This is a genomic window from Candidatus Pelagibacter sp. HIMB1321 (genome assembly GCF_900177485.1).
In the GTDB taxonomy this organism is placed as follows: Bacteria; Pseudomonadota; Alphaproteobacteria; order Pelagibacterales; family Pelagibacteraceae; genus Pelagibacter.
This window is the reverse complement of the sequence record NZ_LT840186.1, coordinates 811,913-835,367: the sequence shown is the minus strand read 5'-3', so window position 1 is coordinate 835,367 and position 23,455 is coordinate 811,913. Positions and strand designations below refer to the sequence as shown.

Below are 23,455 nucleotides of genomic sequence, written 5' to 3'. Positions count from 1 at the left end.
ATGGCATTACCAAAATATACAGAACCTCATTATAGAATTTGGCACTATGTATATTTGACAATCTGTGCATCAGTATTTTTCTTTTTAATTGCACCACTGTTTGTAATTTTTCCATTATCTTTTAATGCAGAAGAATTTTTAAGTTTTTCTGATGGAATGAAAAGTTTAGACCCAGATGCTTTTTCACTTAGATGGTATAAAGATATGATCTATGGAACAAAGAATCCATGGGGTTTAGCTGCTAAAAATAGTTTTATAATTGCAATATTTGCAACTATTGGATCAGTAATACTAGGAACAGTTGCTGCTCTAGGTTTAAGCAGTAGACATATGCCTTACAAAGGATTGATCATGGCAGTTTTAATTTCTCCAATGATTGTTCCATTAATTATTTCTGGAGTTGCAATATTTTTCTTTATGGCAAAAGCTGGTTTAGCTGCAACTCATGCTGGGATTGTTCTAGCACATATGATTTTAGGAACGCCATTTGTGGTAATTACAGTTACTGCAACATTATCTGGTTTCGATCATAGTGTTACACGAGCAGCTGCTAGTCTTGGCAGTAATCCAGTAAATACATTTATGAAAATTACATTGCCTTTAATTTTACCAGGAGTAATTTCTGGGGGATTATTTGCATTCGTTACATCATTTGATGAAGTTGTGGTTGTTTTATTTTTGGCAGGCTTAGAAAATACTACAATACCAATTCAAATGTGGACAGGTTTAAGAGAACAGTTAAGTCCAACAATTTTAGCTGTTGCTACCTGTTTGATTATTCTTTCAACATTAATTTTAGTTACAGCTGAGCTTTTAAGAAGAAGATCTGAAAGACTTAGAGGAATTAACCGATAATTGATCAAAAAAATTAATGGAAATTAAGAAAGTCGTTGTCATTGGTTCAGGTACAATGGGAAGTGGAATTGCTGCACACTTATGTAACGCAAATATTCCAGTTACACTTTTAGATTTAACAACAGAAATTTCAACTAATGCAAGAGATAGAATTTTTAAATCAAGACCGCCATTACTTATAGATAAAACTAGAATTAATAATATCAAAGTAGGAAATATCTCAGATGATTTTGATGTTGTTAAACAAGCAGATTGGATTGTAGAAGCCGTTGTAGAAAGAATAGATATCAAACATCAAATTTATGAAAAAATTTTTAAAAGTAGAAAAGATGGAGCGATTGTTTCTTCAAATACATCTTCAATTCCAATTAAAGTATTATCAGAACATTTATCTGAGAATGAAAAAAAAGACTTTTGTATAACACATTTTTTTAATCCTGTTCGATACATGGGTTTGTTAGAAATTGTTAAAAACGAAAACAATGATCTAAATAAAATTAATGATCTTAAAAAATTTTGTGAAGTAGAACTTGGTAAAGGTGCAATTGTTTGTAATGATACACCTGGTTTTTTAGGCAATCGTGTAGGTGTTTATGCAATGCAAATTGCAATGACAGAAGCATTTAAAATGAAACTATCTGTTGAAGAAGCGGATGCTATTTTTGGAAGACCAATGGGCATACCAAAAACGGGTGTTTTTGGCCTTTATGATTTAATTGGAATAGATTTAATGGCTGATGTTTTAAAAAGTTTTATTAAAGAACTTCCTAAAGAGGATAAATTTCAAATAGTTGCCAAAGAAATTCCATTAGTAAAAAAATTAATTGATACTGGCTATACTGGCAGAAAAGGCAAGGGAGGATTTTATAGAATAAATAAATCTGAAGGTAGCAAAGTATTAGAAGCACTTAATCTTGAAACAGGTGAATATTCACCAAGTAAGAAAATAGATATTAAATCAGACAAAGTTGATCTTAAAAACTTGATTTCAAGAGATGATAAATACGGTGAATATGCTTGGTCAGTAATTTCAAAAATTATTAAGTACGCTTCATCTTTAGTTCCAGAAATTACAAAAAAATTTAATGATATTGATGAGGCAATGAGATTAGGTTTTAACTGGGCAAAAGGTCCATTTGAAATGCTGGAAGAGATAGGAGTGAAAAACTTTTTTGATAAAATTGATGAATATCAAGGAAATGAATTTTTAGAAAACTTATCTAAAACAAAGAATGAAGATTTCTATGGTGAGCGTCAAAAGTATACCGAAATTGAAACTTTAGGAAAAGTAAAAAGAAAAGCTATTAGCCTTGATGGTAATAGTTCAGCGCAGATTTATAGATTCAAAGATTATAATATTGTTGAGTTCACCACCAAAGCTAATGCACTTGATTACGATTCAATGGATGCATTAAAGAAAGCAACCGATAAACCATTAATTATAATTAACGAAAGTATGCAATTTTCTGCTGGTGTTAATTTAACTTACACAATGGATTTTGCTGACAAAGGTGATTTTAAATCTATAGAAAAATTTATTAAATATTTTCAAGAAACCTGCAAAACGTTAAAGTATTCAAAATATCCAGTAGTATCTGCCCCATCAGGATTGACTTTAGGGGGAGGTTTTGAAGTTTTAGTTCAAAGTAATTTTGTTGCCTCACATACAAATATTGTTATTGGGCTTGTCGAAACAATTGTTGGTTTAATTCCTGCAGGTGGCGGATGTAAAGAAATGTTAGCTAGATGGATGAATACAGAGGATGCTCAAAAAGATCCAAATTTTGCTCCACTAAAAGTTTTTGACATCATTGGATATGGAAAAACTGCAACATCACCAGTTGAAGCTGTACCTATGAAATATTTGATGCCAGATGATAAACAAATAATGAATAGAAATAGTTTATTAGAAGTTTCAAAAGAAATTTTAAACAACAATAAAGACTTTAAAGCACCAAGTGAACTTGTTTTTAAACTTCCTGGAGAGAGTGTGAGGGGAAAAATGTATAAAATTTTAGATAAACTTTATAATGATAAAATTATTTTAGATCATGGAATGGAAGTTGCTAAAGAACTTGCGTTTGTATTAAGTGGAGGAGATACGACAATTGATAAGGAAATATCTGAAGATGCCTTTTTTAAATTAGAATTAGATGCTTTTATGAAATTAATTGAAACTAAAAAAACACAAGATAGAATTAAACATACTTTAACTACTGGTAAGCCTTTGGTTAATTAATTAGCATTCTAAAAGTATTGATAAAATCAGGCCTTAATACATAAACAGATTTATCTAAATATTTGATTTTTTTAAGTGCATCTAGTCCGTAAAGAACTTTGCCCAAAGGTGTATACTCCCCTTCATATAAAGGTTCATCATCTAGAATTATAAAAAATTGGCTATCTTCGGTATCAAATTTAGATGTCCTTGAAAATCCAACACTACCTTTTTTATAATCAAATGGATTATCTATTTCAGATTTTAAAGTCCCTAGTCCTGATTTTCCTGTACCTATTTTTCCATAATCTAAATTATCTTTTTTACCAAACTCTAAATCTCCTGCTTGAACTAGTTTGTCCTTGATCACTCTATGGAATGCAACATTGTCATATGCTTTTGTTCTTATTAGAGTTTTAAATCTTTTAACAGCAATTGGAGATGTTTCAGGATAAAGTTCAATTATGACGTTACCACATTCAACATTTAAGATTGCAATATTTTGAGGATTTTCAAATTTCAGTTCATTTGGATCATGATTTTTAACAAATAGACATTTATCTTTAATCAAAAAAAAAGATGTAATTGAAAATAATGCTAACAATATAATAAATATAAAAATTACTTTTTCTGATCTTGAAGGTTTTATTTGTTCAATCATATTTTAAAATCTTGATCTATTAGTTCTAGTTTTTCTTTTATAAAATTAATTTTACTTTTAAGAATAGGATCAATTTTTTTTGGAATTATTTTACTTATAATATGCGAATAAACTTCAGCCATATCTTCTGATGCAGTAGATTGTGAATATTCTGAAATAAAACCATTTGTATTATGATAAGTATCTAGTCCTAATTTGTCTGTACAAGTTGAACATTCCGCATAGGAAAAATTTTTATCATTTAACGATGACCATTCATTTTCATTGAATATTTCTTTATAGCTATCATTAATTATGTGGAATACTTCATGATGAAGTACTCTTTTAAAATATTTATTATTAAATTTAATATCAACAATTAATGTTTTCATGACATTGTCAGGAATTCCTGCGGTGTTTATTCCTGATATAGATAAATCTTCACATAAAACTATATATTTTAAATTTATTTTTCTAAGAAATTTTTGATCATATTTATCAAGTTCATTTCTTATAATTTCATATTTTTTTTTTAAATCTGTATCAGATGAATTGTAACAATTAATATTATTATCTAAGCCAATAGTGAAAGGTTGTTTTGCATATACATACCTTAATTTATTAGGTGTGTTTAAATCATAAATTTCCAAGTTAGGAATCTTTATTAATTCATAAAGTGTATTTGCTTTTACTGGAGAAATTAAAGAAATTAAGATTATAATATGAAACAATTTTTTCATTAATAAGATAATCCAAGATATTCTAATTAATAACAATGTGATACAATTACGTATGAAAAAAGAAAAAAATAAAAATCCAATTCAACCTGTAAGCGGAACAAAAGTCCCACGATTTGCAGGTCCCTCTACATTTGCAAGACTTCCTGAATTGAGAGATGTTGAAAGCTGTGATGTAGCTATTGTTGGAATTCCTTTTGATGCAGGTACAAGTTATAGACCAGGTGCAAGATTTGGTCCTCAAAGTATTCGTCAGGCATCACGTCATTTAAGAACAAATTATCATCCAAGTTATGATGTAGAACCTTTTAAGGTGCAACAAGTTGCTGATGCAGGGGATATTACTTGCAATCCTTTCAATATTGATGAAGCAATTAAACAGGTAGAAGAGGGCGCTTATGAATTATTACAAAAAGTTGGAGGAATTATAAGTTTAGGTGGTGATCACACAATTGCTTTTCCTTTATTAAAAGCAATCAATAGAATTAATAATGGACCTGTCGCATTAGTTCATTTTGATGCACATTTAGATACATGGGATACTTATTTTGGTGCTCCATATACACATGGGACTCCATTTAGAAGAGCTAGAGAAGAAAATCTATTTTTAGATGATGCTTCAATGCACGTTGGAATAAGAGGACCACTATATAGTAGAAATGATATTAAAAATGATGAAAGTTTTGGATTTAAAATAATTCACTGTGATGAATTTCAAACTCAAGGAACAGATAAAATTGCACAAAGAATAAGAGATAGAGTTGGAGATAATCCTTTATATTTATCAATTGATATTGATGTATTAGATCCTGCTTTTGCACCAGGCACTGGTACACCTGAGATTGCAGGAATGACAACTAGAGAAATGGTAAATGTTATAAGAGGACTATCTGGAATGAATTTGATTTCAGCAGATGTAGTTGAAGTATCTCCTGCTTATGATCATGCTGAAGTTACATCTCTTGCAGCTGCAACTATTGTTTATGAATTAACAAATTTGTTTGCAAAAAAATAAGGAAGGGTTAGGAATTATCTATGATAGATAAAAAAAATTTTTATATTAATGGACAATGGGTAAGTCCTAAATCTAAAGAAGAAATTAAAGTTGTAAATCCTGCAACAGAGCAAGATTGTGCAGTAATTGGACTTGCTAATAAAGATGATATTAATGATGCAGTTGTGGCTGCAAAAAATGCTTATGATACTTGGGCCTTCACTTCAAAAGAGGAAAGAATTCAATTATTAGAAAAACTTTATGACAGTTATAAAAAAAGATGGGCTGATATTGCTGAAGCAATTACTATGGAAATGGGGGCTCCTAAAGATTTTTCAACAAAATTACAGGCCGGCACTGGTGCTGCACACATTAAATCATTTATAAAATATTTAAAAAATTTTGAATTTGAAAAACCATTAGGTGAACATGCTCCTAATCAAAGACTGATTTATGAGCCAAAAGGTGTATGCGCTTTAATCACACCTTGGAATTGGCCAATGAACCAAGTTTGTTTAAAAGTAATGCCAGCACTTGCAGCTGGATGCACTATGGTTTTAAAACCATCAGAGCTTGCTCCGCTTTCTTCAATGATACTTGCAGAATTAATTGATGAAGTAAAATTCCCTGCTGGTGTATTTAATTTAGTAAATGGAGATGGAGCAACTACAGGTGATGCTCTGACTAGCCATCCCGACATTAATATGATTTCATTTACAGGTTCAACAAGAGCTGGTGCTTTAATCTCTCAAAATGCGGCAAAAGATTTTAAAAGAGTAAGTTTAGAACTTGGAGGAAAAGGGGCTAACATCATTTTTAAAGATGCAGACCCTGAGGCAATCGAAAGAGGTGCTTTAAGATGTTTTAGAAATTCAGGACAATCTTGTAATGCCCCAACAAGAATGCTTGTTGAAAAATCTATGTACAATGAAGCTGTTGAAAGATTAAAGAAATATGCTGAAGAATTTAAAGTAGATGATCCCACAAAAGAAGGAGAACATATTGGACCTGTAATTTCAGAAACTCAATATAATAAAATTCAAACTTTAATACAAAAAGGTATTGATGAAGGTGCAAAACTAGTTGCAGGTGGACCAGGAAAACCTGAAGGAATTAACCAAGGTTATTTTGTCAAACCAACAGTTTTTGCAGATGTTAATAATAATATGGAAATTGCAAGAACTGAAATTTTTGGTCCAGTGTTATCAGTCATACCATTTGAAAATGAAGAAGAAGCAATTAAAATTGCAAACGATACTCCATATGGTTTAACAAACTATATTCAAACTCAAGATCCAGAAAAAGTAAAAAGAGTTTCAAGAAGAGTAAGGTCTGGAATGGTAGATGTAAATGGAGCAGGTATAGCAGTTGATGCACCATTTGGTGGATTTAAGCATTCAGGAATTGGCCGTGAAGCTGGCCAACATGGGTTGGAAGAGTTTTTAGAAGTTAAAGCTGTTGGTGGCTGGACAAATTAATTTAATATAGATTTTTCTTTAACCCCATCTAAAAATTTTAGACATTTTTTAATTTCATTAAGCTCAATAAATTCATCAATTTTATGAGCTTGTTCAATTGAACCTGGGCCGCAAACTACAGTGCTAATTCCTATTTCTTGAAATAAACCTGCTTCAGTTCCAAAAGAAACAACCTCTCTTGAATTATCGCCAGTAATACTTGTCACAAATTCACAAGCTTCAGACTCGTTTAATTTTTCAAATCCAATCACTTCTCCAATAATTTCTTTTCTAATGAAAGAGTTCGGAAAAACTTTTTTCATATTTGGTAAAAGCTCTTCATTAACAAATTTATCCATTTCGCTTGTTACAAAATCGGCATCTGCTTTATTGAAAGGTCTTGTTTCCCATTCAACTTTACATTTATCTGCAATTACGTTGTGAGCAATACCACCAGATATTCCTCCTATAGAAAGTGTTGAATGCGGAGGATCAAAAATACAATCTTTAGGTGCTCTTTTGATTAACTCTTGTCTAATTTGTAAAAGTTTATTTATATATCGAGATGCATATTCAATTGCGTTAACTCCTTTATGAGGTTTGGAGCTATGACCCGCTAGTCCACCAAAGTGAATTGTATATTCATTCATTCCTTTATGGCCATCAATTATTTTCATATTAGTTGGTTCTCCAATAATACAAATTCCATCTTTAATATTTCTTTTTTTTAATTCTTTAATTAATAAAGGAGCACCAATACATGCAGTTTCCTCATCAAACGTATAACAAAAATGAATGTCTCTATCTAAATTGCTCTGTTTGAAAATTTCAGCGTAAGCAAGTGTACAAGCTATAAAACCTTTCATGTCACAAGATCCCCTACCATACAATTTATTATCTTTAATTGTTGCAGTGAAAGGATCAGAACTCCAACCTTTGGAAACTGGAACAACATCAGTGTGACCAGATAATATTATTGGTTTTTTTCCATTAGTTTTTTTAGCTTTAAGAGTTCCAAATAAATTTACTCTTTTTTTGTCTTCATCAAAAACTTTAAAAGTTTCTATGTTCAAACTATTAAGAATTTTTTCACAATAATTGATAAGTTCACTATTATCTTGACCAGATATAGTTTGAAATCCAATTAGATCAGATAAAATCTTTATTGATTTTTTGTATAAATTACTTTCTATAGTCATTTTTAATCAACTATATATTATTTTTATGAAACCACAAATTACCTATGAGGATTTTGAAAAAGTAGATATTAGAGTTGGCACAGTTATCTCTGTTAAAAAAAATGAAAAAGCAAGAAAACCTTCATTAGTTGTAGAAGTTGATTTTGGTGATGAAATAGGAATTAAACAATCATCTGCTCAAATAACGCATTACTACAATGAAGAAAATCTTAAAGGAAAACAAGTAATAGGTGTTTGTAATTTCCCAGAAAAAAATATTGCTGGTATTGTTTCACAAGTTTTAATCTTAGGATCAATTGATAAAGATGGAAAAGTAATTTTAGTTCATCCTTCTCAAAAATCTGAAAATGGGCTTCCAATAGCCTAAGGATGAGTTCTGATTTACTTTTGTTAATTGGTATCTCTTTTTCATTGGGATATACCCCGGGTCCTAATAATGCAGTAGCATCATATTCAGGCTTCAATTTTGGCTTTAAAAAAACAATTCCACTGATAATGGGTGTTGGATTTGGTTATACAGTATTAGTAATTTTAATTAATTTTGTTTTAATATCTTTGTTCAAAACCTATCCAATTATTCAGGAAATAATTAGAATTCTTGGAACAGTATTTTTGATTTATCTTGCTTATAAGATTGCAACTGCAACTGCTTCAAATAATGAAAAAAAAACTAACCCAGTAACTTTTTATGACACATTTATTTTCCAGTTTATAAATCCAAAAGGAGTGATGGCTGCAACAACATTGATTTCTAAGTTTGTTGATCAAGGTAATTATATTTCAACCTCAGTGATGGTAATTATTGTTTGTAGTTTAACAGCCTTTTCATCAATAACTGCTTGGACTTTGTTGGGTAAATTTTTAAGAAAATTTGCGACAAATAACAGTTTTATAAAAAGGTTTAATTATGTTATGTCGGGGCTAATTTTAGTCTGTATAATCGGATTTTATATTTAACATGAAACCAGGAACCAAAAACTCTTTTAACTCTAAAAGTGCAATTAGTATTAACAATAAAGAGTATACGTATTATTCAATACCTGAAGCTGAAAAAAATGGCCTTGAAGGAGTGTCAAAACTTCCAAAATCATTAAAAGTTCTGTTAGAAAATTTATTAAGATACGAAGATGACTTAACAGTTAATAAATCTCAAATCACAGCTATCAAAGATTGGCTAAAAACGAAAAAGTCAAATATAGAAATTGCCTATAGACCCGCAAGAGTTTTGCTTCAGGATTATACTGGAATTCCAGCTGTTGCAGACTTAGCTGCAATGAGAGAAGCTGTAAAAGAAAAATCAAAAGATCCAAATACTATCAATCCTTTGTCAGCAGTTGATTTAGTTATTGATCACTCAGTACAAGTAGATCAATCTGCTAAAGCAGATAGCTTTGATAAAAATGTTGAAATAGAATTCAAAAGAAATGGTGAAAGATATTCATTTCTAAAATGGGGTCAAAACGCATTTGATAATTTTAGAATTGTTCCACCTGGAACAGGTATTTGTCATCAGGTAAATTTAGAATATTTGTCTAAAGTTGTTTGGTCTGAAAAAGTAAAAGACGAACAATATATTTTTCCAGACACATTAGTTGGAACAGATAGTCATACCACAATGGTTAATGGATTATCAGTACTTGGATGGGGTGTTGGTGGTATTGAGGCTGAAGCAGGCATGCTGGGGCAACCTATCTCAATGTTGATACCAGAAGTTATTGGTTTTGAAGTCAAAAATAAAATGCCCGAGGGTACAACTGCGACAGATCTTGTTTTAACAGTCGTTAAGATGTTAAGAGATAAAGGTGTAGTCGGTAAATTTGTAGAATTTTTTGGCGAAGGTTTAAAAAATCTTACTTTAGCAGATAGAGCAACAATTGCGAATATGGCGCCAGAGTATGGTGCAACATGTGGCTTTTTTCCAATTGATGAAGAAACATTAAAGTATCTTAAATTTTCAGGAAGAGATGATGAAACAGTAAAAATTGTTGAAGAATATGCAAAAGCTCAAGGCCTATGGGCAACCTCTGATATTGAGTTTACTGATTCTTTAACTTTAGATATGTCTACTATTGTTCCAACTATTTCAGGACCAAAAAGACCTCAAGATAAAGTTTTATTATCAGAGGCATCTCAAAGTTTTGATAAAAGTTTTAAAGAAGTTGCCGCAAGAGATGAATTCAAATCATCAAAAGTTTCTAATACAGATTATGAAATAAAAGATGGTAGTATTTTAATTGCTGCAATTACTTCTTGTACAAATACTTCAAATCCAAATGTTTTAATTGGAGCTGGTTTATTGGCTAAAAAAGCAGTTGAACTTGGTCTTGAAACAAAGCCATGGGTAAAAACATCACTAGCACCTGGCTCTCAAGTAGTAACAGATTATTTAGAAAAAGCAGGTTTGAACACTTATTTAGATAAATTAGGTTTTAACCTTGTTGGATATGGATGTACGACTTGCATAGGAAACTCAGGACCATTAGCAGATAATATAGTCAAAGCAATTCAAAAAGAGAATTTATATGGAGTTTCTGTTTTATCAGGGAATAGAAATTTCGAGGGAAGAATATCTCCACATATTAAAGCTAATTATCTAGCGTCACCACCATTGGTAGTTGCTTATTCATTAACAGGACATATGTCTTTTAATTTATATAAAGACTCATTTGGGAAAGACAAAAATGGGAAAGATGTTTACTTAAAAGATATTTGGCCATCCAATCAAGAAATTGAAGAAACATTAAAAACTTCATTAAATGCTGACATGTTTATAAAGAGATACTCTAATGTTTCACAAGGACCTAAACAGTGGCAAGAGATTAAAACAGAAAAAAGCAGTATTTATAATTGGGATGAAAATTCAACTTATGTAAAGAAACCCCCGTTCTTCGAAAACTTGTCAGATCAACCAGAAGGATTCAAGCCTATCAAAGATGCAAGACCTTTATTAATTTTAGGAGATATGGTTACAACAGATCATATTTCACCAGCTGGTAACATACAAAAAGAAAGCCCAACTGGAGAATATTTTATGAAACATCAGATTTTACCAAAAGATTATAATTCTTATGGCTCAAGAAGAGGTAACCATGAAGTTATGATGAGGGGAACTTTTGCAAACATTAGAATTAGAAATGAAATGGCGCCTGGAACTGAGGGTGGTTTTACAAAATTATATCCAGAGGAAAAAGTTATGCCAGTTTATGACGCGGTTGTTGAGTATAAAAAAAGAGGTACCGATCTCGTTGTAATAGGTGGAAAAGAATATGGAACTGGATCATCACGAGACTGGGCAGCAAAAGGGACAAAATTATTAGGTGTTAAAGCTGTCATAGCAGAAAGTTTTGAGAGAATTCATAGATCTAATTTAATTGGGATGGGAATATTGCCATTACAATTTAAAGATAATTTAAATAGATCTAATCTTGAACTAAAAGGTTCAGAATTGATTAGTGTTGTGGATATTGAAAAAGGTATTAATCCATCAGACATTGTAAAACTTGAAATAAAATATATTTCAGGTGAAATAAAAATTGTTAATACTCTTTGTAGAATAGATACCAAAAATGAGCTTGAGTATTATAAAAATGGTGGAATTCTTCAGTATGTTCTTCGGAATATGATTTAATTATGGATGAAGAAACAGCAATTATTAATAGCAATACAAGAAATGAAAAAATCAGAAACTTTTTTGTTAATAATAAAAAAACACTTCTAACATTTGTTGTAATCATCATAGCAATTTTATTTGGGTACTTTGCCAATGAAGAATATAAAGAAAATAAAAAATTAGAAATTTCTGATCAGTACAATTCTGCTGTAACTAAGTATTCAGAGGAGAATAAGGAGATAACTAAAAATTCACTAGTTGATTTAGTTTATAAGAATGATTCTACTTACTCTCCTTTATCTCTTTACTTTATAATCGATAATAAACTAATTACTGGTAAGTCAGAAATTAATGACTTGTTTGACAATATTATTGAAGAAGTTTCTTTAGACAAGGAAATCAAAAATTTAATTATCTATAAAAAAGCACTTTATAATGCTGACTCTAGTGAAGAAAATGAGCTTTTAGAAATATTAAAACCAATTACCAACTCCGAGAGTATTTGGAAAGCTCAAGCACTTTACCTTATAGCAGAATATTTTTATTCTAAAGATGAAAAACAAAAATCAAAAGAATTCTTTAATCAAATAATCCTAATAGATAACGCTAATCAGTATCTTAAAACTGAAGCTCAAAAAAGATTAAATAGAGATTTAAGTGAATAGAATTCAAATATTAATTTTATTATTTTTTTTAATATCAAATTGTTCTTTAAATGAAAACTCAAGAATTTGGAATAAAAAAGAAGAAGACACATCATTAAATCAAAACCAAGTTAAAATTTTAGATGAAAAAATTAAAGTTCAAAAAGAATTTAATTCATCATTAAAAATAAATCTTAAAGATGAATTTATTAAAAAAAACGAAGACTTTAATTTTTATAGCTCTCAAAAATATAAAGGCCAACTCAATAAAGTTAGAAACTTTAAATTTTCGAAATTTGAAGATTTTAATATCTTAGATGTAAAACCCTTAATTAGTGAAAATTCTTTAATTTTTTTTGATAAAAAAGGTTCCATAATAAAATATGATAAAAATGCCAAGATAATTTGGAAGAAAAATTTTTATTCAAAAAGTGAAAAAAAACTTTATCCAAAATTAAGTTTTGCAATACATAATGATAAATTAGTCGTGATAGATAATATAGCTAATTTTTATTTAGTTGATTTTAATACTGGAGATCTGATTTGGACTAAACAAAATGAGTACCCTTTTAATTCAGAAATTAGAATATTTAGCGATAAATTTTTTGCAATTGATTATAATAACAATATTAAATGTTTTAATATTTTAGATGGAAAAAGCTGTTGGACACTTCCAACAGAAAATGCATTTACAATCCCAAACAACAAATACTCATTGATTTTAATAAATAATTTAATTGTTTTTAATAATTCTATTGGAGATATTACTGCTTTGGATGCGATATCTGGTTCAATTACTTGGCAACTTCCAACACAAAGCAGAAGTTCTATTGCACAGAATTATGATTTTCAAAGTTCAAAATTAGTAACTGATGGAAGTTCAATTTTTTTTTCAAACAATAAGAATGAATTTCATTCTGTGGATTTAACTACAGGATCTATTAATTGGAAAAATGAAGTGAATTCAACATTAACTCCAATTATTTTAGATGATTTTATATTTACAGTTTCAGAAGAGGGATATTTATTTGTGATACAAAAAAATAAAGGAAATATAATTAGAATAAACAATTTATATAAATCTTTTAAAGAAAAAAAAAGAAAATCATTAAAACCAGTTGGTTTTATTGTTGGCGATGGAAAATTATATTTAACTAACAATAATGGAACTTTGATTGTAGTCGATTTGTTGTCTGGTTCAGTAATAAATGAAATTAAAATTGGAAGAGATGAAATTTTACAACCTTATATTCAAGATCAAAGTTTATATTTAATTAAAAATGGTAGCATCGTTAAATATGATTAAGTATGATTTTAAAATTCTTAGAAAAAATAGGTAGAAAAAAGGTTGTCTTAGATAGAGGCCCTTCCCATCCTAGATTTGATTTAGCAAAACCATGGATGAATAGATATTATCTAATTTTTAGAAATAGACCAAAATGGTTTCCATTTAATATTTTAATTCACGAGATGTTAGCAGATGATCATGGCGAAGGTGTTCACAACCATTTATGCCCTTATATCACTATAATATTAAGAGGTGGTTATTGGGAAACCACAAAGCATGGAAAATTTTGGAGAAAGCCCGGCTATATTGGTTTTAGATCTGCAAATGCTTATCACAGAGTAGATTTAAAAAAAGGTACAAAACCAATGACTATATTTATACCAGGACCTTTTGGGTTGAGAAAAGGACCACGTTCTGAGTATGGAATTAATTTTATGGATAAATGAAATTAGATAAAAAGTTTATTGAATTTTGTAGTAATAAAAAACTAGAAATTAACCCAAATCAAATAGAAATTATTAATACACTCAAAAATTTTCAGAATATAAATTTTGATCGTTCATTCTTAAATAGTTTTTTTAAAAAAAGCTCAAAATTGGGTTTTTACTTACATGGTGATGTTGGTGTTGGCAAAACAATGATTTTAGACTTCTTTTTTAAACAACTAGAAATAAAAAAATTAAAAGTCCACTTTAATGAATTCATGATTAGCTTTCATGATTTTATGTTTGAGAATGACAAAAAAGATAAGGCTATTGGTATATTTGTTAAAGACTTAAAAGATAAGGCAAAAATACTATTTTTTGATGAATTTCAAGTCACGAATATTGTGGATGCAATGATACTAGGAAGATTATTTGAAAAAATATTTGAAAAAAAAATATGTGTTTTATTTTCATCAAATATAAAGATTAATGATCTTTATAAAGATGGTTTACAAAGAGATCAATTTTTACCATTTCTTAAAATTTTAAAGGAAAATTCGATTGAAAAGGAATTATCAATTAATGAAGATTATAGAATTAATAAAAAAGATATTCTAAATAGATTTTTATCTCCAATAAATGAAACAACAAATTTTAAATTAAATAAATTTTTTAGGGAGTTAACTAAAAATAAAAAGAATAATCCTAAAAATTTAAATATAAAAGGCAGAGAATTATTAATTGAAAATTTTTATGAAGGTATTGCTAAATTTAGATTTAATGAATTATGTGATAGAAATTTAGGTGCAGAGGACTATCTTCAGATATCGAATTGTTGCAATTTCATTTTGATTGAAGGATTGCCAGATTTTAATGAAGATAACTCTAATCAACAGCAAAGATTTATTACTTTAATCGATATAATTTATGAAAAAAAAATTCCAATTTTAATCTCATCAGCAAATTCATTAAATGATTTAAATTCATCAGGGAGTCTTGCAAAAATATTTAAAAGAACAATCAGCAGGCTACATGAACTTACATCAATAAAAATTCAGACTACATGAAACAAGAATTTTACAATCTAGAAATAAAAACCGAAGGACAAAGATTTTATGAGTTTACTAACAATACATTAAACTGGATTAACAAAAACAACTTTCAAAATGGAATTATCAATCTAAGTATTCAGCATACCAGTGCTTCATTAGTTATCCAGGAAAATGCTGACCCTGATGTTCAAAGAGATATGATCTCATATTTTGATAAATTAGTACCGATGAATAACTCGTTGTATAGTCATACAGCAGAAGGCAAAGATGATATGCCTGCTCATATAAAATCAGCTCTCACAAACAATCAAATTTCTTTAAGCATAAAAAATACAGAATTACTGCTGGGTACTTGGCAGGGAATATTTTTATTTGAACACAGAATTCAACCTCATAAAAGAATAATAATTCATCATTTTATTGGTAATTGATTTATTTATTTTTTAGGGATTGGAAAGCTTCTAATGCAGATGCTCTTGCCTTTTCATGAATTACAATTGGTTTTGGATAATTTTTACCAATTATAGTTTTTATAGCTTCTTGATATTTTATCTCCATCTCCCATGGTTTATGAATAAATTTTGCTGGGACTTTATTAAGTTCTGGTATCCATTTTTTTACATATATTCCCTCTTTATCAAATTTTTCACCCTGAAGGATAGGATTGAATATTCTAAAATAAGGCGCTGCATCAGCACCACAGCCAGCAACCCATTGCCATTGAGCTACATTATTAGCTTCATTAAAATCTAATAAACAGTTTCTAAAATGTTTTTCACCTTCAACCCAACTTATTCTTAAATGTTTTACCAAAAAGGATCCTACAACCATTCTAATTCTGTTGTGCATCCAACCAGTTTCATATAGTTCACGCATACCAGCGTCTACAATAGGATAACCAGTCATTCCATCTTTCCAGGCTTTCAAATGTTTTTCATTTTTGACCCATGGAAATTTATCAAATTCTTTTCTTAAATTACCTTTTAACATTTCAGGAAAATAATTGATTAAACTGTGTGAAAACTCTCTCCAACCAAGTTCGTTAATATATTTTTGTATATTGATGTTTTTAGGTTTTACTAAAGAACATTCTTTATAAATTTTTTCAACATGTATTTGTCCATGTTTAATATATGGTGAAAGTTTTGATGTTCCTTCAACTGAGGGAATATCTCTATTTACACCATACCTATTGATTTTATTTTTGATTAGATCATTTAAAAGGCTCTGAGATCTTTTTTCAGATACATCCCAATAATTTTCAAACTTTTTATACCATTTTTTTTTTGGTAAAATTTCTTCAGGCAATCTATTATTTTTAAAGTATTCAAAACTTTTTTCTCTTTTTAAAACTTTTGATAATTTAGAAGGTATTGCATTGATATAAATTTGCTCTGCGACTCTCCAAAAAGGAGTAAATACTTTAAAAGGCGTTTCATCTTTTTTAGTCACATTTTGAAATTCATTTAATATATTCCCTTTGAAATATTTGAATTTTATATTTTTTTTTAAAAAAATATTATCTCTGATTTTTTTTCCTAAACTTATAACATCTGGTTCATAAATTTTATTCCAATAAATTGTTAGATTATCTTTTGAGTTAATTTTTGATAATATATCCATCTCTTCACCAATTTGAATTTCGAGGTTTATATTAAATTTTGATAATTCAACTTTAAAATTTTCCAAAGATTTTGATAGCCACCATTGTTGAGCTTCTCTTTTTTTAATAAATACTTTTGGATTAAATATAAATAATGCTGAAACCAAATTATGCTGATGGCTTGCATAAGCTAAAGCAGGATTGTTATTAATCCTAAAATCTTCTCTAATCCAAACAATAGCTTTATTGTTCATTTTTTATAATTTCTTGTCCTTCCTTTAAAAGTTTATTGTACATTTTAAAGTCAGTCAGACCCTCACAACCTATTAGTAGAACATTTGATTGAAAATTAAGCTTAAGTTTTTCACAAATATTTTTGTCTTTAATCGCCGATATTAAAGAAATAACTCCAGGCACTCCACATTCTCCAGCAATAATTTCATCATTTGAAAATTCTTTTTGTTTTAAAAGTGCAACAGTTGTTGCGATAGCTTCATCTGAAATTGATATTGAATAATTTGTTGAATGTTTGAGTATTTCCCAAGCTAAACTAGATACATCACCACATGACATACCACCCATAATAGACTCTTTTTGTATATTTATTGAAGTGGGCTTTTTATTTTTAATACTTTGTAATACACATTCAGCATCTTTTGGCTCAACTGTAATAAAGCATGGCAAATTATTTGAATATTTTGCAAAACCTGCAATTGCTGCAGCAGCCATTCCACCTACACCAGCTTGTAAAAATACATGTGAAATTTTTTCATTTTTGATCTTATCAAAAATTTCTTTAATCATTATTGTATAACCAGCCATGATATATCTTGGTACAGTTTTGTATCCTTCCCAAGAAACATCCTGAACAATTTCCCATTGATTTTTTTTGGATTGATTTATGCACTCTTTCAAAGAAGCATCATAATTGCCTTTAACCCTAATTACATCAGCTCCTAAATTCCTCATTGCCTCTGCTCTGTCTTCACTTACAAACTCACTGATAAATATCTTGCATTTAATACCTAATCTTTGAGCACCCCACGCAACAGATCTTCCATGGTTTCCAGCTGTAGCCGTAGATACAGTTTTTGCTTTAGTTTCTTTGACAATTTTATTAACTGCAAATGCGCCACCTAAAGCTTTGAATGATTTTAAATCAAATCTAAATCCTTCATCTTTATAATAAATCTTATTTATATTTAGATATGAGCTAAGTTTATCTAATTCAATTAAAGGTGTTGGTTTATATGTTTCCCAATTTTCAATTGTTGTGACTGCTTCTGTGATGAGTTTCTCCTCTAAATTTTGAAAAATATTGTCTTTATCTAAAAGATGTTTTTCATTGTAAACAATGTTTGAAATTGAATAAATTTTATTTTCTAAAATCTTATGCATTAATTGAAAAACGAACTATAATTTATATGGAATTATTTATACATTCTATAAACAAAAATGATACTTTTTACTTATAAAATTAATCAGTATGTTAATATAAATTTAAACTCAACTATTGGTTTGTAATGATTGAAAAAGAAATAAAAAATAAAAAAACATTACTTCAGTTCTGGGAAGAGCAAATGAAGCATTCTTCAACTTCAAGCAATTATTTTTTTAGAAAATCACCATCTCACTACCATATGATGTTAGTTGTTATGTCATCATATAAGTTGAATGAAAAATTATCAGTAGAAGGTTTAAAAACTAGGCTGTTTAAAACTTCTCGACCAAAGTCTGCAATTATGATTAATGAAGCCTGTGAGAAAGGTTTTTTTAAACTGATAAAAAACTCACCCGATCAAAGAATTAAAAATATTGTGCCTTCAGAATCGTTTTTAAAAGAATTTGAGAATTATTTAGATACTCTTAGAAATATTGAATATTAAACAACGTATCTAGTTTTTATATATAAATAATATTAATATTAATAATTATATTTTTATGAAATTAGGTATTAATAATTACTTTTAAAATGTCTTTACCCAAAAAAGCAAAAGTTGTCATTATCGGTGGTGGTATTCACGGATTAAGTACTGCTTGGAAATTATCTGAAACTTATAAAAATGCTGGTGATATAATTCTTTTAGAAAAAAAAGATACAGCTGCTGGTGCCAGTGGAATTGCTTGTGGTGTTGTAAGAAATAATTATTTCCAGCCAGCAATGAGAGAGTTAATGGCTCATTCAGTTGAAGTTTGGGAAAGTGATCCAAAATCTTTTAAATATAATGCTGTTGGATACATGCAAATTTCATCTGAAATTATGCATGAAGATGTTGCCAGCATTTTTGAGCAACAGAAATCTATTGGTTATGAGTCAGTTTTTATTGAAGGTGAAAAAGATTGCATGAAATATATGAAAAATATTTTCGATGATTGGCAAGCAAAAAGAATTACTTCAGTTCTTCATGAAAAAAAGGGTGGTTATGCTTTTAATAAAGATTCAATTAAGGCCTTAGAAAAAAAGGCAAGCGCTGGGGGAGTGACTATTCTTAAAGGAATTGCTGTAAATGGTTTTAATAAAGAAAATAACGGTACAGTTAGAAGTGTAATTACAAATGAGGGAATAATTGAATGTGAGCAAGTAGTAATTGGTGCAGGACCATGGGTTAGAGATTTTTGGAACATGTTAGAATTACCTAAAAAAATAGAAATTAAAGGTAAAGATGAAAAATTACATCAAACTGAAATGTGGAAATATTGGTTTTTACAAGAAGGAGTTTTGGGAGTTAAATCAGATTATTTAAGAACTAATGAAAATAAACAACCTCCTGTAATTCATGTTGATACAGATGCACCACTTTATTCAGACAAGAATAAAAAACTTTTGACTGATAAATTATGGGGCATTTATTATAAACCTGACATTGAAGGTTTAGGTGTTCAAGGTGGAACATCACCACACATAGTAGATAAACATTTTGATGAAGTTAACGTGGATCCATATGGTTTAGAGTCTGATGAATATCAAACAACAGATGCATTTTCAGATATGTGGACTTCAGCTTTATCACATTGTCAAAAAAGATTTGAAGGCAACTCCTCTTTATATAGAAAAGGTCCTTCAGGAGGATTGGGATGTATGACACCAGACAGCTTTCCAATTTTTGATAGATTTTTTGATAATGTATATTTAATTGCTGATGCAAATCATGGGTATAAGATGATCGGGGTGGGTCACCTGGTTGCAAATGAGATAATTGGTAAAGAAAGTAATTTATTAAAGCCATTTAGATTTGATCGCTACAAAAAAGGAAATCTTCACCCAACATCAAATAGTCCATTTCCATGGAGTTAAATTTTATATATTTATAACTAAAAACCTTTTCTTAGATCGACCAAATTGAATATTAATAAATTAGTTAAATTTATTTTCAATTTGTAAATATTTTAGTTAGAATTACTTGATGCCAAAACACAAGTTTATTATTTCAATTGACCAAGGCACTACATCAAGTAGAGCAATTCTTTTTGACCTTAAGGGTAGACCAAAATTTGTATCTCAAATGGAGTTTAAACAATATTTTCCAAAAGATGGTTGGGTAGAGCATGATCCAGAGGAGATTTGGTCTTCAACTAAAAAAGTTCTTAAAGATGTTATTGCAAAAAGTAAAAAACTTAATGGAAAAGTTTTGACGATTGGAATTACCAATCAAAGAGAAACAACTATCCTTTGGGACAAACATACTGGCAAAGCAGTTTATAATGCTATTGTTTGGCAAGATAGAAGATCCTCAGAATACTGCAAAAAATTAATAAAACAAAAAAAAGAAACTATTATTTATAATAAAACCGGGTTGTTAATTGATGCTTATTTTTCAGCAACAAAAATTAAATGGATAATTGATAATGTTCCAAAAGCTAGAGAGTTAATAAAAAAGAAAAGATTATTATTTGGAACAGTGGATAGCTTTCTCTTATGGAGATTAACTAACGGTGCAGATCACGCTACTGATGCTACAAATGCAAGTAGAACAATGTTATTCAATATTTCTACAAATGAGTGGGATGATCAAATATTGAAAATTTTAAAAATACCAAGAGAAATATTACCCATAGTTAAAGATTGTTCAGCTGATTTTGGTCATACAGATCCCAGTCTTACTGGTGTATCTTATCCAATTACAGGAATAGTAGGCGATCAACAATCGGCAAGTATTGGGCAATGTTGTTTTGAAACTGGTTCACTAAAGAGTACATATGGGACAGGTGCTTTTGTTCTTTTAAACACAGGAAGAAAAAAAGTTTACTCTAAGAATAGATTGTTAACTACAATTGGTTATAGAATTAAAGGACAGACTACTTATGCATTAGAAGGATCTATTTTTATAGCTGGTGCAGGAGTGCAATGGTTAAGAGATAAAATAAAATTTATCAAAAAAGCATCAGATACAGAAAAAATTATTAAATCACTGAAATCAAATAATGGGATTTATTTAGTCCCAGCTTTCACAGGATTGGGAGCACCTTATTGGGCAGTAAATGCGCGAGGAATACTTTCTGGTCTAACAAGAGATACTGGACCAAAAGAAATTGTAAGAGCTACTGTAGAGTCGGTTGCTTATCAAACACATGATTTATTTGAAGCTATGAAAAATGATGGATTGAAACCAAAGATAATAAAAGTAGATGGTGGGATGGTAAAAAATAATTGGTTTTCACAATTTTTATCTGATGTTGTTGACATTAAAGTATTGAGACCAAAAGTGGATGAGACTACTGCTTTAGGTGCGGCATTTATGGCAGGACTACAAATTGGAGTTTATAAATCTCTTGAAGATATATCTAATAATTGGCAGGTCGATAGAAGTTTTATTCCTAAAATGAAATCAAATGAAAGAAAAAAACTTATTAATGGTTGGGATAAAGCAATTAGAAAAACATTATCATAGATATTCAATTTGAAATTGAAATTAATAAGTGCGAGTTTTTTTTTGACTTTAATACTTTGATTTAGTTTACTTTAATTTTCTAAATAAAAATAACTTAACGGGAGAAATAATGATTAAAACATTAAAAACTGTTCTTGCTGTTGCTGTTACACTTTCAATCGTAACTATTTCTGGTGCATCTGCAAATGCAATCAAGAAATGGTCTGATGGTGAGTTTAGTCTTTCAGCTTTATCTGCTAAAGAAAGAGAGAAAGAGCTAAAGTGGTTTCAAGATGCTGCAAAGCCATTCAAAGGAATGACTTTAAAAGTAGTATCTGAGGGGATACCAACTCACGTGTATGAGTCTAAGACTCTTACAAAAGCGTTTGAAGAAATAACAGGCATCAAAGTACAACACCAAATCATCGGAGAAGGTGATGTAGTAATGGCCGTTCAAACACAAATGCAAACTAACGTAAGTATTTACGATGCATATGTTAATGACTCAGACTTAATTGGTACCCACGCTCGTATGCAACAAGCTGTAAATTTAACGGAATGGATGAAAGGTGAAGGTAAAGCTGTTACTAATCCATATTTGGATTTAGATGACTTCATAGGACTTCAATTTACTACAGGTCCTGATGGAAACCTTTATCAACTACCAGACCAACAATTTGCTAACCTTTATTGGTTCAGAAAAGATTGGTTTGATAGACCTGAAATAAAAAAACAATTTAAAGCAAAATATGGTTATGAATTAGGTGTACCAGTAAACTGGTCTGCTTATGAAGACATCGCTAAGTTCTTTTCAGAAGATGTTAAGACGATAGATGGTGTTAATATTTATGGTCATATGGACTACGGTAAAAGAGCTCCTGACTTAGGTTGGAGAATGACTGATGCATGGTTATCAATGGCTGGTGCAGGAAGTAAAGGTCTACCTAACGGAGTGCCTGTAGATGAGTGGGGAATTAGAATGGAGCCAGGTTCTTGTAACCCAGTTGGTGCTAACGTATCTAGAGGTGGAGCTACTAATGGCCCTGCTGCAGTATACGCAATTAGAAAATGGGATGAGTGGTTAAGAGCTTATGCGCCTCCAGGTGCAGCAGCTATGGACTTTTACCAGTCTTTACCATCTCTTTCTTCTGGAAATGTTGCTCAGCAAATTTTCTGGTACACAGCTTTCACAGCATCTTTAGTAGGAAAAGATCCTAATAATAAAGTAGTTGATGAAAACGGTATGCCATTATGGAGAATGGGGCCATCACCTAAAGGACCTTACTGGGAAGAAGGTATGAAGCTTGGATATCAAGACGTTGGATCATGGACTTTATTTAAGTCTACTGATGTTGAGAGAAGAAAAGCTGCATGGTTATACGCTCAATTTGCAGTTTCAAAAACTGTATCTCTTAAAAAAGCAGATGTTGGTTTAACTTTCGTAAGAAAAAGTACGGTTAACCATGATCACTTCACTAAAAGAGCGCCTGAACTAGGTGGACTTGTTGAGTTCTATAGATCAGACAACAGAAATGTATGGTCTCCAACAGGCATCAATGTTCCAGACTATCCGAAGCTAGCACAATTATGGTGGCAGCACATTGGAGAAGTTAACTCTGGTACATTTACACCACAAGAAACTATGGATCGTCTTGCAGATGAGATGGACTTAGTTATGTCTCGTATGGAAGCAGCTGATAAAGCTAGTAACGCATACGGTGGATGTGGGCCAAGACTTAACAAACCAAGAGAAGCTTCTTATTGGTTAAATCAGCCTGGTTCGCCAAAAGCTAAAGTTAATGAGAAACCTCAAGGTAAAACCATAGCATATAAAGACGCTTGGAAATAATCTTGGGTTAATCTAA

21 protein-coding genes are annotated in these 23,455 nt (G+C 29.9%); 16 read left to right on the top strand and 5 right to left on the bottom strand.

From position 1 onward, the window contains the following. Together B9N70_RS04550 and B9N70_RS04545 are read left to right on the top strand one after the other, a co-directional pair. Positions 1-855, top strand: a complete 855-nt coding sequence (locus tag B9N70_RS04550) for an ABC transporter permease (protein WP_085114623.1) — start codon at positions 1-3, stop codon at positions 853-855. Positions 856-871: 16 nt separating this feature from the next. Further along, the gene (locus B9N70_RS04545; protein ID WP_085114622.1) at positions 872-3,094 is read left to right on the top strand and encodes a 3-hydroxyacyl-CoA dehydrogenase/enoyl-CoA hydratase family protein; all 2,223 of its coding nucleotides are present in this window, start codon (positions 872-874) and stop codon (positions 3,092-3,094) included. On the opposite strand, the gene B9N70_RS04540 is transcribed toward B9N70_RS04545, so the two are convergent. Then, entirely contained in the window at positions 3,087-3,734 is a 648-nt protein-coding gene (locus tag B9N70_RS04540) for a peptidylprolyl isomerase (protein WP_085114621.1), read from the bottom strand. The genes B9N70_RS04545 and B9N70_RS04540 overlap by 8 nt on opposite strands. Next, positions 3,731-4,453: a putative zinc-binding metallopeptidase gene (locus tag B9N70_RS04535; RefSeq protein WP_085114620.1), complete on the bottom strand. Its 723-nt coding sequence runs from the start codon at positions 4,451-4,453 to the stop codon at positions 3,731-3,733. The genes B9N70_RS04540 and B9N70_RS04535 overlap by 4 nt, the downstream gene beginning before the upstream one ends. A 52-nt stretch (positions 4,454-4,505) precedes the next feature. Between B9N70_RS04535 and speB the strand changes: the two genes are divergently transcribed. Next, positions 4,506-5,465 (top strand): agmatinase, encoded by a 960-nt coding sequence (speB, locus tag B9N70_RS04530; RefSeq protein WP_085114619.1) that lies wholly within the window; start codon positions 4,506-4,508, stop codon positions 5,463-5,465. A gap of 20 nt (positions 5,466-5,485) precedes the next feature. After that, complete coding sequence (locus B9N70_RS04525) at positions 5,486-6,922, top strand: aldehyde dehydrogenase family protein (protein ID WP_085114618.1); 1,437 nt, start codon at positions 5,486-5,488, stop codon at positions 6,920-6,922. Here B9N70_RS04525 and argE read toward each other — a convergent pair. Continuing rightward, the gene (gene argE / locus B9N70_RS04520; protein WP_085114617.1) at positions 6,919-8,100 is read right to left on the bottom strand and encodes an acetylornithine deacetylase; all 1,182 of its coding nucleotides are present in this window, start codon (positions 8,098-8,100) and stop codon (positions 6,919-6,921) included. The genes B9N70_RS04525 and argE overlap by 4 nt on opposite strands. A gap of 25 nt (positions 8,101-8,125) precedes the next feature. Here argE and B9N70_RS04515 point away from each other — a divergent pair, with 25 nt between their 5' ends. From B9N70_RS04515 to B9N70_RS04480, 8 genes are read left to right on the top strand one after another with little or no spacing between them, the layout of a single operon-like run. Beyond that, entirely contained in the window at positions 8,126-8,467 is a 342-nt protein-coding gene (locus tag B9N70_RS04515; protein WP_085114616.1) for a tRNA-binding protein, read from the top strand. Positions 8,468-8,469: 2 nt separating this feature from the next. Then, complete coding sequence (locus tag B9N70_RS04510; protein WP_085114615.1) at positions 8,470-9,057, top strand: LysE family translocator; 588 nt, start codon at positions 8,470-8,472, stop codon at positions 9,055-9,057. Position 9,058: 1 nt separating this feature from the next. Next, positions 9,059-11,728 carry an aconitate hydratase AcnA gene (gene acnA, locus B9N70_RS04505; RefSeq protein ID WP_085114614.1) on the top strand — a complete coding sequence of 890 codons (2,670 nt, stop codon included), beginning with the start codon at positions 9,059-9,061 and terminating at the stop codon, positions 11,726-11,728. 2 nt (positions 11,729-11,730) lie between these two features. Next, on the top strand, positions 11,731-12,375 hold the full coding sequence (locus tag B9N70_RS04500) for a tetratricopeptide repeat protein (RefSeq protein ID WP_085114613.1): 645 nt from the start codon (positions 11,731-11,733) through the stop codon (positions 12,373-12,375). Then, the gene (locus B9N70_RS04495) at positions 12,368-13,660 is read left to right on the top strand and encodes an outer membrane protein assembly factor BamB family protein (RefSeq protein WP_085114612.1); all 1,293 of its coding nucleotides are present in this window, start codon (positions 12,368-12,370) and stop codon (positions 13,658-13,660) included. Before B9N70_RS04500 ends, B9N70_RS04495 begins: the two co-directional genes overlap by 8 nt. A 2-nt stretch (positions 13,661-13,662) precedes the next feature. Next, positions 13,663-14,088: a hypothetical protein gene (locus tag B9N70_RS04490; RefSeq protein WP_085114611.1), complete on the top strand. Its 426-nt coding sequence runs from the start codon at positions 13,663-13,665 to the stop codon at positions 14,086-14,088. Further along, the gene (gene zapE, locus B9N70_RS04485) at positions 14,085-15,134 is read left to right on the top strand and encodes a cell division protein ZapE (protein WP_085114610.1); all 1,050 of its coding nucleotides are present in this window, start codon (positions 14,085-14,087) and stop codon (positions 15,132-15,134) included. Before B9N70_RS04490 ends, zapE begins: the two co-directional genes overlap by 4 nt. Continuing rightward, a complete protein-coding gene (locus B9N70_RS04480; protein ID WP_085114609.1) occupies positions 15,131-15,550 on the top strand; it encodes a secondary thiamine-phosphate synthase enzyme YjbQ in 420 nt (139 codons plus the stop codon). The genes zapE and B9N70_RS04480 overlap by 4 nt, the downstream gene beginning before the upstream one ends. Position 15,551: 1 nt before the next feature. On the opposite strand, the gene B9N70_RS04475 is transcribed toward B9N70_RS04480, so the two are convergent. Next, positions 15,552-16,976, bottom strand: coding sequence for a cryptochrome/photolyase family protein (locus B9N70_RS04475; protein ID WP_085114608.1), 1,425 nt, complete (start codon positions 16,974-16,976; stop codon positions 15,552-15,554). Then, a complete protein-coding gene (locus B9N70_RS04470; RefSeq protein WP_085114607.1) occupies positions 16,966-18,120 on the bottom strand; it encodes a diaminopropionate ammonia-lyase in 1,155 nt (384 codons plus the stop codon). Before B9N70_RS04470 ends, B9N70_RS04475 begins: the two co-directional genes overlap by 11 nt. Positions 18,121-18,245: 125 nt before the next feature. Here B9N70_RS04470 and B9N70_RS04465 point away from each other — a divergent pair, with 125 nt between their 5' ends. From B9N70_RS04465 to B9N70_RS04450, 4 genes are all read left to right on the top strand, one after another. Continuing rightward, positions 18,246-18,608, top strand: a complete 363-nt coding sequence (locus tag B9N70_RS04465) for a hypothetical protein (protein ID WP_085114606.1) — start codon at positions 18,246-18,248, stop codon at positions 18,606-18,608. Positions 18,609-18,694: 86 nt separating this feature from the next. Continuing rightward, the gene (locus B9N70_RS04460; protein WP_085114605.1) at positions 18,695-20,017 is read left to right on the top strand and encodes an NAD(P)/FAD-dependent oxidoreductase; all 1,323 of its coding nucleotides are present in this window, start codon (positions 18,695-18,697) and stop codon (positions 20,015-20,017) included. A 109-nt stretch (positions 20,018-20,126) separates the two neighbouring features. Further along, a complete protein-coding gene (gene glpK / locus B9N70_RS04455; protein WP_085114604.1) occupies positions 20,127-21,611 on the top strand; it encodes a glycerol kinase GlpK in 1,485 nt (494 codons plus the stop codon). 109 nt (positions 21,612-21,720) lie between these two features. Next, entirely contained in the window at positions 21,721-23,439 is a 1,719-nt protein-coding gene (locus B9N70_RS04450) for an ABC transporter substrate-binding protein (RefSeq protein WP_085114603.1), read from the top strand. The last annotated feature ends 16 nt before the right edge of the window (positions 23,440-23,455 follow it).